Genomic DNA, 14,055 nt, shown 5'->3' on the forward strand with positions numbered 1-14,055 from the left:
ATCTCTCCTAAATTTTACTTTTTAATACTGTGTCAAAATCATCAAATATTCGAACATTCAAATCAATGCCTTTGCTTAAGGCCGTTTGAAAGGCAAAAATTTGAAAAGGGATAACCAAAACCAAAGGTGCAATCCACTCTGGGCAGTTGATTTCTAAACCTAGTGTATTATTTGCTTCTGCTTTTTTCGTAGTGATGGTAAAAACATCTCCTACATAGGTGGACATATAAGAACGCAGAACTTCAGATCGTTTACTATTGATACTCTCATTTTCAATAAAAAAGAGGATATGTTGTGCGTCCGCTTCTAAGTAAGGACCATGCATATAGGCTTCCAGTTCGAAACCGTGAGAAGGTTTTCGTACTGTCTCTGTAAACTTTGTCTCAAACTCCTTAGCTGTCCCCCACGAAGGGCCGTATCCAATAGCAATAAAACGCTGCCCTAATCTAAAAATAGGTTGATGATTATTAAAGAAATTTTGACTTTTATCAATCACTGCTGGAATTTGTTGTATCACTTGTTTTAACTGCTCTTTTACTTCATCAATTTCTTTTTCTGATAGTTTTCTTTTATTAAAACCAATGGTTATACCTAATAACATCATCTGCAAAATTGTAGATACAAAACCTTTTGTCACAAAGCCGACCTTTTCAATACCCATCTGTAAATCAATGACTTGATCAACTACTTTACATATAGGACTATTCAAATCACTAGTCAAAGCCATATGAAATAAGTTTTGATCTTTTATTTTTGCAATTGCATCGATAGTTGAAGCACTTTTTCCACTTTGGGATACAGCAACCACAGCGTCTACTGAAGGCGCCAATTCACCGTAATGATTAAAGTTATAGGGTTCTTCAATTGTTACTACGAGATCACCATACTTTTCAAGAAACATCTTCGCAGATAAACAGGCGTTATATGATGAGCCGGTAGCTAGGATCAACAGATGCTCAATTTTTGCTAAATTTTCATCTTCTCTTAACGTATGATTTTCCAATATTTTTAATAGTGTGTCTTCTTCTTCATTGATGTAATCTAACATCGTAACCATGAGATTGTCCTCCTAAAAAAGCCCAACTAATGAACCTAAAATTCCTACAACGGCCATTCCTAAAATAATTACCAGTGCATTTACTTCTTTTTTCAGCATGTAATAGACTGCCCCAAAAACACCTAAATTCAATATATTAGGAACAATGTCGTCAAAAATACTTTGTAAAGTGACTGCATTTTCACCAGAACCAATTTTTAACGGTATATTAATATCGATTAATGTAGCAGTCATTCCACCAACAACCATTAAACCGATGATTGCAGCGCCAAATGTCAAGCTTTCCATCATTCCATTTTCTTGAATTTTTTTCAAAAAGCCGGTTCCCAACTTATAGCCCCAGTTGGTCGCAAAGTATCTTAACAAAATATGGGGGACATTAAAGACTAGTAAAAATAAAATAGGACCTAAAATATTTCCTTGTAATGCCAAAGAAGTCCCAATCCCCGTAGCGATCAAGCGTAGTGTGCCCCAAAAAAAGGAGTCCCCAATACCAGCTAACGGTCCCATGAGCGAAGTTTTTATGCTATCAATTGTACTCACATCAAAGTTTTCATCTTCTGCATTTTCTTCTTCCATTGCTGCATTAATTCCTAAGATTAAAGTAACAATATGTGGCGTCGTATTAAAAAACTCTAGCGATCGTTTTAACGATTCAGACATTTCCTCTTTGGTTTTATACACTTTTTTTAAAATTGGAATCATAGCATAGGCGTAGGCTAAGTTCATTTGACGTTCATAGTGCCAAGAAAATTCCATTTGAAAAGAGCGCCAAAAAACCTTACGTAAATCTTTTTTTGTTATCTGTGTCGAATTATCAGAAATCTTCGTCATCATCTACACTCTCCTCAGTATTTGTATTATTTCTTTTTTGCATATTGGTCAAATTAACAACGACAACTGCTACAATAGCTCCAAAGATAGCAATACCTGTCACTGGAATTTCTAAATAAGAAGCTAGAGCAAAACCCAAAAAGAAATAAGGCGCTACTTGCTTATTGATGATTAAACGAGCCAACATCGCAAATCCAAGAGCTGGAATTAAACCAGTAGCGACTGTTAATCCGTTTTGGATAAAATCTGGAATCTTATCTAGTAAATCACTCACTGCACTACTTCCAACCATAAAGGAAATCATCACAACTAGACCAAGCATTAAAGACAAGCCAAAACCAGCTAATAGATGCATTCGTTCAACGCCTTTATAATTTCCTTCCTCGGCGTAACTATCAGCCTTATGGTTCATTGCAGGGATTAATAATCCTAAATAAATATTTTTCAAAATTAAAGTTAAAGTCGCGATAGGTAAGCCTAATAATAGCGCCGTTTCTGTCCCTGCATTCGCAGTGATTGCAAATGCTACCCCTAAAACGCCTCCAGTCACTACATCTGGCGGGATGGAAGCTCCTACAGAAAATGAACCAATAAATGCTAATTCTAGTGTCGCACCCATAATAATCCCCGTTTTTATATCTCCTAACACGATACCTGTGAATAACCCTGTAACAATAGGACGTGAGAGCAACGAGGTACCTAAAGCATATTCTGATTGTGCGATAAAGGCGACTAAGCCTAATAAAATAGCTTGTAAGATCATTTTATTCCTACCTTTCTTTACAATCCCTCTGTTATGTCAACTTTTTTGTCTGATGGGACTTGACGAATTTCTACTTTAACCCCTTGTTCATTTAATTCTTTTAATAATGTTTCTTCTTTTGGTGTTACATTTACTGCTTTCCCTATATTTTTGGTGTCTTCTTTTGCTTTTGTCCCCCCCAAATTTATTTCCTTAATTTCAGGGTAGGCTTTTGCTAGTTTGTACGCGTCTTCGATCGATTCAACAACAATAAATAACTTATATTTATCTGTTACGCCGCTTTTCAATGCTGCAATAGAGTCCTCAATATTTTTAATAACTAACTTTACTCCTTGGGGCTTGGCTAGTTTAATCGTCGTTTTGCGTACATCATTTTGGGGTACATCGTCGTTTGCAATTAAAATACAATCAGCGCCTAGATTTTGAGTCCATGAAAAAGCAACTTGTCCATGTAACAGCCTGTGGTCTACACGAGTTAATAAGATCATAATTTTCCTCCTTAAAATTCTTCTTCCTCTATTTCTTTGTTAAAGCTCTCATTACAAAATTGAATCGTTTCTTTACTACTGTTAAGTGTCTGTGTAATGAGTTCAACAATCCTATCTGTATTTGCAAATTGAGCTGACAATTCAATTAAAAAGGGTAGATTCAACCCTGCAATTAAATAAAAATTAGATTGCTTTATATAACGTAAAAATTCATTATTTACGCTTCCGCCAAATAAATCTGTAATGACAATTAGTTCTTTTTCTGCATTTTCTGCCATTAACTGGTCCACAGTTTGTTTTAAATCAAAGTTTTCAGTCATATAGCAATCTAACGCGCTGATTGCTTCATTTTTTCCACAGATCAATTCCAATGAACTTAAAATCCCTGAAGCAAACTTCCCATGGGAAGCTAATATGATTTTCCTGTCCAAGCTCTTCACCTCTCTTACACCTTTATAAAAGCAAAACGCATGCCAACTTTAGTGGCATGCGTTTAAAATAGCTAAAATTCTTCATCAATAGTTAGTTCGTCAATGTTTTCAAATAATACGTCAAAAATATAGGCAATCTCTGAATCAGGTATTTTGACACTATAATCTTTTTCTATCACACTAAACGCCATTTTAATTTGTTCTAGCGTTTTGCTTTGACACTGATACAACTGTTCATACCCTTTATAGGTATCAATGGGCATATTACGAATCAAGCGTTCGATTAAGCAGCTTACGTGAACATATAAAGCTACACGTTTAGCATTACTAATCGTAATATCAGCAATCTGCTCTAAATCCCGCATAAACAAATCGACTTCGCGCATTACCTTTTCCGTATCAAGAATCGTTACAGAATCAATCACTTTTTCTAAAGAAAAATTACGAATTAAATTTTCATTGAATCGTTTGTTTTCTTCAGGTTCCATGACATCAAGTAACCACTCACTTAGCTGATGACTTTCTTTGCCAGAAATCAATTCTTCCAATGAAAGATAGGGAATCCCCTCAATATGCGGATTTGCTGTACCAATAACACCTAAGCAATCATACATGGAAAAAATTGTTTCGTTTTGTTTTTTATCTTTAAGTAATTGATACTCATAAGGGAAAATTTTTAACTGGCAACTACTAGGCAAAGATTTTTCCAATAAATGTGAAATTTGAGTTGCTGTACCAATTCCCGTTAAACAAGTGGTAATCAGTGCTTTTATTTTATTTGTTTCTGGATAAACGATTTCCCAATCCAAAGGCGTCTGCTGAGCGGATTGATCAACCATTTGCTGTAAAGAAAGATCCTTTTGCAGCTGTTCGCCCATCGAAATAGCTAAAGGAGTGGTCACATTATTCATAATGACAATCGGCGTAGTAATTTGTTTGGGAAAATATTGATAAATTTCTTTTAATGAGCCCATATCCACGAGGATCACTAGCCCATTAGATACGTCATTATGCTCTGTATAGTCTAAAATTTCTTCGGCAATTTGTTGAGGGGTAACATCCAAAGACATATCAAATGACTCGAAAATGTCTTTATTTAAAAATCGATTCGCCACATTAGCAATGCTACTAGCCGTAGCGTATCCATGAGCCACAATAATTGCCTTGGGGATGCCAATTTCTTTCGTCCAGTCAGCCCGTTTAAGATAAATCGCCAGGATAATTTTATCCATTGAAGAAATTTCTAAATCAAGTTTAGGCTGACACAATTCTAAAATTCGCTTCACGTAATGAAAACTAGCAGGATAAGCCTGTTCAATCTGCTGTTCTAATTGATAAATTAAATGATTAATTTGCGGATCTTCAGGGAACCAACGGCTGTTTCCTCGTTGAAACAAATAATAACTCATTGCATATACACTGTTCCCATCAAAACGTATTTGATAAGAAGCTTCCATCTGCTTAAACGTATCTCGAATATACTGCGTTAAATAAATTAATGTCTCGTGCTTTTGTTGCCGATCAGTTTCAAATAAGAGAAAATCAAACAGACGATCCACCTCTGTTTTTAGTTGTTCTTCACAGTTTTCCAAATGTTCATTATTTTGTTGAAATTCGGTGAGTATTCGTTCAAAAGAAGTAAGCACTCTTTGTTGTTGTGGTTGGTTATTTTTTGTGAGTTGTTCCAAAGTTGTATGTTCATCAAAAAGAACATCTTTTTGTACAAACGATTGAATACTAGCATTGGAAGCATTTAGAATGGCTTCAGGCAAGTGATAAATCGTAATTTTTACCGTATCATTTTTCTTTTGTTCAGAAAAAGCATTGGCGACTGTTACTTTGACACTGCTTTTTAACTCTCCGATATTCCCTTTAAAACCTGCATTGGTTAATAAAGTAAGCACCTGACCTGTTACTTTTATCGGACGTCGAATTTTATTATATTCAGCTAACAAAAATGAATAGACTAACTCTAGTCGTTCTGTTCGATTTCTTTCCATTAAGGAAGGTAATTCAATCTGGATCGGTACTCTACGGATAAAAGTGGTGAGAAAACTACTTTCAAGATTTTCTGTTGTGGCAAAGAAAATCCGAGTGTTAATAGGAATAGACTGATTCGTTTCTCCCATTCGGTAAATGACACCCTGGTCTAAAAAAGTAAATAGTTTTTCTTGCCCTTCAGCATTTAAACGATGTACTTCGTCTAAAAAGAGAATACCGTTATTGGCTGCTTCAAAAGCGCCTTTCTTGTCTTCTTGCGCTCCAGTATATGCGCCTTTGACATAGCCAAATAAATTACTAGTCAACAATTCGGGGTTATTAGCATACTGGGCACAATTAACAGTCACAAATGGCGCATCTTCATCAATCATTTCGTTTTCTAAACAGTACTGATAAATTAATTGGACTAAAAAACTTTTCCCCGTCCCACTATCGCCTGTTATTAACGCTGGTAAACCACCATCAGGATAAGATAAAGCTGCTTTTATTTGTTCAATTGAGCGGTTTAAACTTTGGTTAAAACCAATCAACAAAGAAAATAGATCTTTTTCTTGTTCAAAAAGCGGTTGTTCTTCTTTTATCTCGTATATACTTTGGTAATTAAAATATTTTAAAGGAAAAAATTGTTGATCAAATGCAGATTTATGAAAATAATATACAGGACGCGAATTTATTTTAACTAATTTTTCTTCATCATTTAATTGGTTTAAATAATGGCTAATCGTATTTCTTTTTACGCCAAAAATTTCTGCTAATTTTTTTGCAGTAAATAACTCGTCCAAAGTATCTAAATCAAGAAATGCTGTTTGGTTTTTTAAATAATTTAATAAGCTATCTTTCAAAAACTCCACCTTCTACACCCATTTTAATAAAAAAAAAGGAATAACGCCGCTTGTTAGCGTTATCTTTTTACTATTGATAATAACATATAAAATTGCGAAAGCGCAGTTTATTTTATTTATATAATAAGATAATCTCTTTTTATTAATGGTTTTAACTACTTAAATTATGCTAAAATTTAAGTATAAACTGATCATTAATTTTAAGGTTAACGAAAACAATCTATCGGTAGAAAAATTAAGCAAAAGGAGAATTTTATGCAAACCCCAGAGACAGTTTTACATTTTTGGTTTCATGAATTAGCCCCAGAGCAACAATTCAATGGTGGTAGTGAAATCGATCAATTAATTGCAGAGCGGTTCAAAGAACTGCATCTACAAGCTAGCCAGGGTGAACTTGATAGCTGGCGTTCTAGTATCCAAGGTCGTTTAGCAGAAATTATTTTACTTGATCAGTTTTCTCGCAATATTATCGCGGACAAGCAAAATCATTTGCTTTTGACGCTATGGCCTTAGTTTTGTCCCAAGAGGCATTAAAAACTGAACAAGCACAAAGTCTAACACCAGATGAACTTGGTTTTTTGTTAATGCCATTTATGCATTCTGAATCCAAAAAAATTCATCAAACAGCTATAGGCTTATTTGATCAACCAGGCTTAGAACTATATCTAGACTATGAAAAACGCCATAAGAAAATTATCGACCGTTTTGGTAGATATCCACACCGCAACACGATCTTAAAAAGAGTATCAAGCGAGGAAGAGCAAGAGTTTCTGACTGAACCAGGTAGTTCTTTTTAGTAGTAATTAATAAAATAACCGAACGATAAAAAGAGACCATTTAAGTTTTTTCGTGAAAATCACGACAGTTAATAAATCTCAGCAATATCGTTCGGTTATTTTGTTTTACTTATTTCGAAGTTTTTATCTCAAACCTTCGCCTTTTTATCCTTTTTGCTTTGTGTTAATTTATGCATAAAATTCTCCTAAATTTTATTTATAGTCATGAATTGTTACACCCTTAACGACACGGTTTACTGTTCCTGTAGCAGATGGCGTATCTGGTGTATTTTTTAATTTCAAAGAAGTCATAATTGCAACAGTTTGAGCAAATACAATATCTGCTAAAGCTAAATAACCATCTGGCAACAGTCTTTGTTCTTCTGAGAAAGTAAACTGAGTTCCTGTAAAATTACGTTCTCCCATTTGACCAATAGCAATGACATCTTTTGCAATTTCGTCTGCTTTCACTTCTTCAAGAATATCTAAATCATAATCACGAGTATATTCGTTGTTATTTACGAAGCCAAATACGATTGTTTTGTCATTAACAAATGATTTAGGGCCATGACGAAAACCCATAGAAGAATCAAAAACGGTCGCTATCTGTCCTGCTGTTAGTTCCAAAATCTTTAATTGTGCTTCACGTGTCAACCCTGATAGACTTCCCGAACCCAGATAAACAATACGATCAAAATCCTGATCAACAATCTCTTGTACTTCATTTTCACGAGTAATCACTTCTTTTGCCATATTACTTAGCTTTTGTACATCGCTTGCTTTTTGCTCTTGACTGCTTGTGTCAAAAATCAGTAAAGAGGTCAAAGTCATGCAGGTAAAACTACCCGTCATCGCAAAACCATCATCATTTGAACGCGCAGGAGCTAAAAATAAGAAATTATTGTCTTCCTCTTTACTACGTTTTGCCAACGCGCCTTCAGGTACACAGGTTACAGTTAAATGATGAATATTTTTAACCACTTTATTTGCTACATCTACTGCTGCAATACTTTCTGGACTATTACCACTTCTGGCAAATGAAACTAACAATGTCGGTTCTTTTTCAAACAGGTATTCTGTAGGGCGGGCTACTAGATCCGTTGTGCCAATACTTTGAAAAATATATTTTTGTGTATCCCCTTTCAAATTTAAATAAGGTACTAGCGTGTCTCCAACATATTGAGATGTCCCTGCTCCAGTAAAAACTACCCTGATTTTTTGTCCGTCAGCACTTGCTTCTACCTTCGATAAAAATTCTTTAATATCCGCTTTTATATCCTCATAAAGCGCTAAATTTTCTTTCCAAAGCTCAGGCTGTTGTTTGATTTCTCGACTAGTAATTTCAGCCCCTTTTTGCTTTAATTCTTCTGTTGATAATGAGAACATCATTTATCTTCCTCCTGTTTTTTTAATTCCTTACATGACGAATTTTATAATGAAATTGATCTGCCCTAGCAATACTTAACGTAAATTCAATCACTTCATTTTTCATATTATAAGTTAACCGACTTAGATGTAGTACCGGTGAACCTGAATAAATCTGTAAAATCTCAGCATCCTCTTTTGTAGCAATACTTGCATAAAACTCTTCATCTGCTAAACGAATTTTTTGTTCAAAGTCATCAGAAAAGACATCGTATAAAGGTTTTTGTAATAGCAGTTCTTTTGTTAATGACAAAAAAGGTTTTACAGGTAAATATGAAGTCTCTACCATCAAAGGTTCATCATCTGCCAAGCGTAGCCTTTTCAACTTATAAACTGTTTCCCCTAAAGAAGTTTGTAGGGCCTCTGCGACCTGTTTATCAGCTTCAACTTGTTCAAAAGCCAAAATATGAGTCTGAGGTTTTCTGCCCAATTTTTTCATCTGTTCGGTAAAACTATAAACCCCAGCTAAATCAGCTGTTTGCTTAGATAGCTCAGATACAAAAGTCCCTTTACCATGACGACGGTAAACATATCCATCGCTTTCTAATTCTTGCAAAGCTAAACGTACCGTAGTACGACTAACACCGAACCTTTTTTCTATTTCTCTTTCAGAAGGTAGTTTATCATGTACAAGCAGTTTATTTTCAATTTGATTTTTTAAAAAATCCACTAATTGATAATACAAAGGTTGACTATTAAATGTATGCTTCATAACTACCTCCTTGTAACTGGTTATAACCACAATGTAAGTATAAGCGGATCCTGTTAAAATGTCAAATAAGTATAGCTTATTTGACTTAGGATAACATTCTGCTAGAAAGCTTCACATCAATTAATAATTGCTTTCTTATTTTTAATCAATTAAAAATTCACTGATTTATCATTTTTAAACCGGTGGCTTTTTTAGTTTCTATAGGAATTTTTCAATACCACTATCTTCTTAAAATTCATTACATGTACAGATATTTTACCCTCTCCAACAATAAGTAAAAATCTGCTAAAGACTCTAATAGAGTTAACTTTACGAGGGTTATGCAGAACCGATCGAAGCAAAAAATCCAATTGCCTCTGGAGACTTTTTCTTGGGGAGAATGATAGCTGGTATCCATAGACAAATGGATGCAGTAGATATGTTAAAAGATGCCTTATGCTATTCTACTTCTAATGCAATGAATTGGTTCCCAATGGTTGATGATAAGCAATTAGCAAATATAAAATCTTCTATAGTAGTAAAAGAAATTACAAGATGACAACATAAAAGTATTCTGAAGAATACACCTTTATTAAAGTAAAAAAATAGCTACGGATAAAATAAAATCATTTCATCCGTAGTTATAGTTATTTATAGCTAAAATTTACCCAATCACTTCCACCAGCGCGTCAAAAAATAGTGCACTAGAAGCAGCACCTGGATCAATGTGCCCTTTCGAACGTTCACCTAAATAAGAGGCACGCCCTTTTTTTGCGATCAAATCTTTGGTGTGTTCTTTGGCTTTTTCGACCTGATCTTTAGTAAGCCCGCCTTCTTTTAAGCTTTGTGCAACGGGTTCCCAAACATCGACCATGGTTTTATCTTCAAATTCGGTTTTTCCTCTTTTTTTAATTCCCGCTAAACCTTGTTCAACAATTGAACCTAATTGTTCATAAGAATCAATCGTTTCTATTCCTTTCGTTTCTTTGACCATATTCATCAGTGCCGATCCATATAATGGCCCCGAAGCGCCACCGACTTTAGAAATCATCGCCATAGAAAACACTTGAAAAGTATCACTGATTGTTTCAGGCTGCTTTTGTTCAAATGATTCGTCATAGGCATTGACACCACGAGCCATATTGTTGCCATGGTCGCCATCGCCAATAGGCGTATCTAAATCACTCAAATAACCTTTATTTTCTTTAATTTTATCTGTAAATTTCGTAAACCAAGTTTGCACATCTTCAGCTGTTAATTGCATAAAAATCCTCCTCACCAAGAAATCGTAGTGACTTCACTTTCCAGCGCATCTTTGATCGTTTCATCTTCTAAATCAATCAAAGTTAAAGAAACACCTTCCATATCAAGAGAAGTCATGTAATTGCCCACTTTATGGAATGTCACTTCAATATTTTGCTCTTTTAATAAGTTTAAAACATCGTTCATGAAAATAAACTGTTCCATTAATGGCGTACCGCCCATACCGTTTACGAGAACCCCTACTTTTTGAGGTTGTTTTTCATAGTCCGCTAAAATTTTTGTGGTAAGTTCTTTGGCCAAACCTTTAGACGGTTGAATTTTTTCGCGACGATAACCTGCTTCTCCATGGATGCCAACACCATATTCAATTTCATCTTCGGCCAACTCAAAGCCTGGCTTTCCAACTTCTGGTACAGTCGCTGCGTGCAAGGCTAAACCGATCGTCTTGATTTTTTTAACTACTTCATCGCCGCGTTTTTTTAGTTCTTCTAATGAAGCGCCTGCTCGTGCAGCATCGCCTAAAATTTTATGCACTAAAACTGTGCCGGCCACACCACGTTTACCGGCTGTAAATTCGCTATCTTCTACGGCAATATCATCATCTATGACCACAATTTCGGATTGGATATCGTCCATTTCCGCCATCTCTTGCGCCATTTCAAAATTTAAATTATCGCCCGTATAATTTTTGACCAGAAGTAAGACGCCTTCTCCTTGATCCGCTTCTTTCATTGCAATTTGAATTTGATCCGGTGTCGGTGAAGTAAAAACATCACCCGCGACAGCAGCACTCAACATGCCATCACCCACAAAACCTGCGTGAGAAGGTTCATGACCACTACCGCCCCCGGAAACTAGCGCAACTTGTTTTTTACTTTCATTTTTTGCGATCACACGAGAATCTTCTACGCGATGAACTAGTTTAGGATAACTGGCCGACAGTCCCCTTAACATCTCTTCAATAATATCATCTGTTTGATTAATAATTTTTTTCATTGTTTGCCCTCCAATTTATTTTTACGAACTCCAGTCTTTTTCCCCGGCTTTTTTAGCTTCTGCCATAATTTGTTCAAGATCATTTGAACTCCCTGCAGTAATCGCTGCTGCAAATGCGCCTTCAACAAGTGGACCATCGACAAGATAATAACGTTCTTGTTGGTCTTCTTCTAGCATATCTTTTGCCATTTCAGCGTTGAGAATTGCACTACCGATATCAGCAAAAACCAAAAAAGTATCCTCTTTAGAAGCTTCGTTTACTGCATCTACAATTTTCGTCGGATCAGAACCTATTTCATCTTCTGTCGTACCACCTAGTGAATAAATGGATACATCATCGGAAGTTTGCATTTGTTCAATCATTTTTTTAATCCCATCAGTAATTTCCTTACTGTGCGAAATGAGTAAAAAACTAGTCTTCATCTTATTATGCTCCTTTACTTGAAACTGATAGTTAAGTTTTTGCGTTTATTTCATTTGCAAAAGTAAACGTTTTATTCAATTTCAATCATATCATAGCTCAAAAAAAATAACAATTTTTCGAAATAGCTTTTGCTTTGATTATTAAACAATCTAACCATTAGCTTGGCACATGGCCCCTTATCAGATTGACTTTGGGCCGTTAGCATAGCTTTTGGTCCTTCTTTTAACTGGGTTTAGGCCAAGTTCTCCACTTGTGGCCCTTCTTTTGATTATCCTTAGGCCAATTGTTTCTCCTTTGGTCCCAACTCAGAATGACTTTAGACCAACTTCTCCCTTTATATTTAGAGATATAAAAATAAAAATTTCCAAGCAAAAAACCAGCGAATTTATATCCGCTGGTTTTAGTTATCTATTATCTTTTTTCTACATCACGTAAAGCTTGTTGTGCACCTACGTTAATAATACTCCAAGGTCGATCAAAGTCTGGTTGGAAGAAGAAATCTGCATAAGCCAGATCATCTAGGGTTAATTTTTCTTGAATAGCTAAAGAAAGAGCATTGATATTTTGTGTAACGTCTTCTTTAGACATGATTTGTGCTCCTAGAACTCGTGTTGTTTCTGGATCATAAGTTAATTTGAAGTAAACTTGCGCATTGCCATATTTATCAGGTACAAATGGTGGGCGATAACTATCTGTTACCAGAGTAGACATTGTTTCTACCCCGTAGTTACCAGCAGTACCTTCTTTGATTCCTGTGGATGCAAATTTATAATCAAATAATGAAAGTGCGCTTGAACCTGAAACACTTGGAACTGCTTTATTGTAACCTAAGGCATTTTTAGCAGCAAAGCGTCCTTGTCGTCTTGCGTTAGATGCTAAAGCAATGCGAGAAGGCGTACCATCGGTTGGCGCAAATTTTACTAAAGTTGCATCTCCTACTGCATAAACATCTGGTGCACTTGTTTGCAAGTAATCATCAATGTCAATTAAACCACCAGCTGTTAGATCTAATGTCCCATCTAACCATTCTGTATTTGGTTTGATTCCTGCGGTTACTACAACTAAGTCTGCTGGATATGTTGCTTGGTCCGTCACAACTTTAGTGACTTTACCATCTTTTCCTTCAAAACGTTGAATGTTTTGACTCGTAGCCGCTGTGATATTATTCTTTTCTATCTCTTCGGTCAAAATATCGGTAAATTCTTTATCCAAGTAGGTGTCTAATATCCTTGGCAAAACATCAATAAGTGTAACCTTTTTCCCAGCTTTGGCAAAAACTTCTGCAGCTTCAATACCAATATAGCCGGCACCCACAACAACAACGTTATTTACGTCAGGTTCGACCGTTTTACGTTTTATCTTGATTGCCCAGTCACGACCGCGCATTGCATATATATTTTCTAAATCATTTCCTTCGACCGGTAGTGTTGCAGGAACAGCACCGGAACTTAGAATTAATTTATCGTAATTTTCATCGCGCTCTGTCCCATCGCGATGGTTGACCACGTGAACTGTATGATTGTCTGGATCAACAGCTGTGATTTCTTGTTCAACAAATACTGAAACTCCTTTTGAACGCATTTTTTCAGGAGTTGCATAGCTGACATCATTTACATTTTTTACATAGCCTTCAAGGTATAATTGCATACCACAAGACAAGAATGAAATAAAGTCGCCTTTCTCATACCATTGGATTTCTGTATCTGGCTCGTCCATTAATAATTCACGAACTGCTTCATATCCACCGTGGGAAGATCCAACAACAATAACTTTCATGTGATTCCCTCCATTGATTAAAATTTCCGATGTGAAAACATCTACTTTTACTTTAAAACAGAAGCCGTTTTATTGCAAACAAATCATTTTAACAGTTGCGCAATCAAACTTTTGCCATATTCCATTTTTTGCCTGAAATTTCACAAGAAAATGGTGATATGACTTGTTTATAAGAATTAATTCACATGGAAACAACTATTATTAAATTTTTTTGTTAAATAAAAATAAAAAAATTTTTTAAAGATTTTGCGTATTTACTTATAAAGTAGAATTTAATGTTAATCAACA

The 14,055-nt window shown here is 35.3% G+C and carries 13 protein-coding genes and 1 pseudogene; 2 read left to right on the forward strand and 12 right to left on the reverse strand.

What is annotated here, in order from left to right:
• Positions 1 to 7 precede the first annotated feature (7 nt).
• From C7K42_RS07060 to C7K42_RS07085, 6 genes are all read right to left on the reverse strand, one after another.
• Entirely contained in the window at positions 8 to 1,057 is a 1,050-nt protein-coding gene (locus C7K42_RS07060; protein WP_094243991.1) for an SIS domain-containing protein, read from the reverse strand.
• Positions 1,058 to 1,069: 12 nt separating this feature from the next.
• Positions 1,070 to 1,891, reverse strand: a complete 822-nt coding sequence (locus C7K42_RS07065; RefSeq protein WP_094244189.1) for a PTS system mannose/fructose/sorbose family transporter subunit IID — start codon at positions 1,889 to 1,891, stop codon at positions 1,070 to 1,072.
• The gene (locus C7K42_RS07070) at positions 1,875 to 2,654 is read right to left on the reverse strand and encodes a PTS mannose/fructose/sorbose/N-acetylgalactosamine transporter subunit IIC (protein WP_094243992.1); all 780 of its coding nucleotides are present in this window, start codon (positions 2,652 to 2,654) and stop codon (positions 1,875 to 1,877) included. Before C7K42_RS07070 ends, C7K42_RS07065 begins: the two co-directional genes overlap by 17 nt.
• Before the next feature lie 17 nt (positions 2,655 to 2,671).
• Complete coding sequence (locus C7K42_RS07075) at positions 2,672 to 3,142, reverse strand: PTS sugar transporter subunit IIB (RefSeq protein WP_094243993.1); 471 nt, start codon at positions 3,140 to 3,142, stop codon at positions 2,672 to 2,674.
• A gap of 11 nt (positions 3,143 to 3,153) precedes the next feature.
• On the reverse strand, positions 3,154 to 3,573 hold the full coding sequence (locus C7K42_RS07080) for a PTS sugar transporter subunit IIA (protein WP_094244190.1): 420 nt from the start codon (positions 3,571 to 3,573) through the stop codon (positions 3,154 to 3,156).
• Between the two features lie 71 nt (positions 3,574 to 3,644).
• On the reverse strand, positions 3,645 to 6,416 hold the full coding sequence (locus C7K42_RS07085; protein ID WP_103097125.1) for a sigma-54-dependent transcriptional regulator: 2,772 nt from the start codon (positions 6,414 to 6,416) through the stop codon (positions 3,645 to 3,647).
• 255 nt (positions 6,417 to 6,671) lie between these two features.
• Between C7K42_RS07085 and C7K42_RS07090 the strand changes: the two are divergent.
• Positions 6,672 to 7,213: pseudogene (locus C7K42_RS07090) on the forward strand (DUF924 family protein).
• Between the two features lie 192 nt (positions 7,214 to 7,405).
• Here C7K42_RS07090 and C7K42_RS07095 read toward each other — a convergent pair.
• Together C7K42_RS07095 and C7K42_RS07100 are read right to left on the reverse strand one after the other, a co-directional pair.
• Positions 7,406 to 8,578 carry an SIS domain-containing protein gene (locus C7K42_RS07095; protein WP_103097133.1) on the reverse strand — a complete coding sequence of 391 codons (1,173 nt, stop codon included), beginning with the start codon at positions 8,576 to 8,578 and terminating at the stop codon, positions 7,406 to 7,408.
• Positions 8,579 to 8,600: 22 nt separating this feature from the next.
• Positions 8,601 to 9,329, reverse strand: coding sequence for a GntR family transcriptional regulator (locus C7K42_RS07100; RefSeq protein WP_094243996.1), 729 nt, complete (start codon positions 9,327 to 9,329; stop codon positions 8,601 to 8,603).
• 370 nt (positions 9,330 to 9,699) lie between these two features.
• On the opposite strand from C7K42_RS07100, the gene C7K42_RS12880 reads away from it, so the two are divergent.
• A complete protein-coding gene (locus C7K42_RS12880) occupies positions 9,700 to 9,867 on the forward strand; it encodes a hypothetical protein (RefSeq protein ID WP_159459070.1) in 168 nt (55 codons plus the stop codon).
• A gap of 105 nt (positions 9,868 to 9,972) precedes the next feature.
• On the opposite strand, the gene dhaL is transcribed toward C7K42_RS12880, so the two are convergent.
• From dhaL to C7K42_RS07120, 4 genes are all read right to left on the reverse strand, one after another.
• Positions 9,973 to 10,572, reverse strand: coding sequence for a dihydroxyacetone kinase subunit DhaL (dhaL, locus tag C7K42_RS07105; protein ID WP_094244004.1), 600 nt, complete (start codon positions 10,570 to 10,572; stop codon positions 9,973 to 9,975).
• An 11-nt stretch (positions 10,573 to 10,583) separates the two neighbouring features.
• On the reverse strand, positions 10,584 to 11,567 hold the full coding sequence (dhaK, locus tag C7K42_RS07110) for a dihydroxyacetone kinase subunit DhaK (protein ID WP_014123669.1): 984 nt from the start codon (positions 11,565 to 11,567) through the stop codon (positions 10,584 to 10,586).
• A gap of 21 nt (positions 11,568 to 11,588) precedes the next feature.
• Positions 11,589 to 11,990: a dihydroxyacetone kinase phosphoryl donor subunit DhaM gene (dhaM, locus tag C7K42_RS07115; protein WP_014123668.1), complete on the reverse strand. Its 402-nt coding sequence runs from the start codon at positions 11,988 to 11,990 to the stop codon at positions 11,589 to 11,591.
• Between the two features lie 412 nt (positions 11,991 to 12,402).
• On the reverse strand, positions 12,403 to 13,767 hold the full coding sequence (locus C7K42_RS07120; RefSeq protein ID WP_103092023.1) for an FAD-dependent oxidoreductase: 1,365 nt from the start codon (positions 13,765 to 13,767) through the stop codon (positions 12,403 to 12,405).
• Between the last annotated feature and the right edge of the window lie 288 nt (positions 13,768 to 14,055).

The sequence above is a fragment of the Tetragenococcus halophilus subsp. halophilus DSM 20339 genome, from assembly GCF_003841405.1.
Classification (GTDB): Bacteria; Bacillota; Bacilli; order Lactobacillales; family Enterococcaceae; genus Tetragenococcus; species Tetragenococcus halophilus.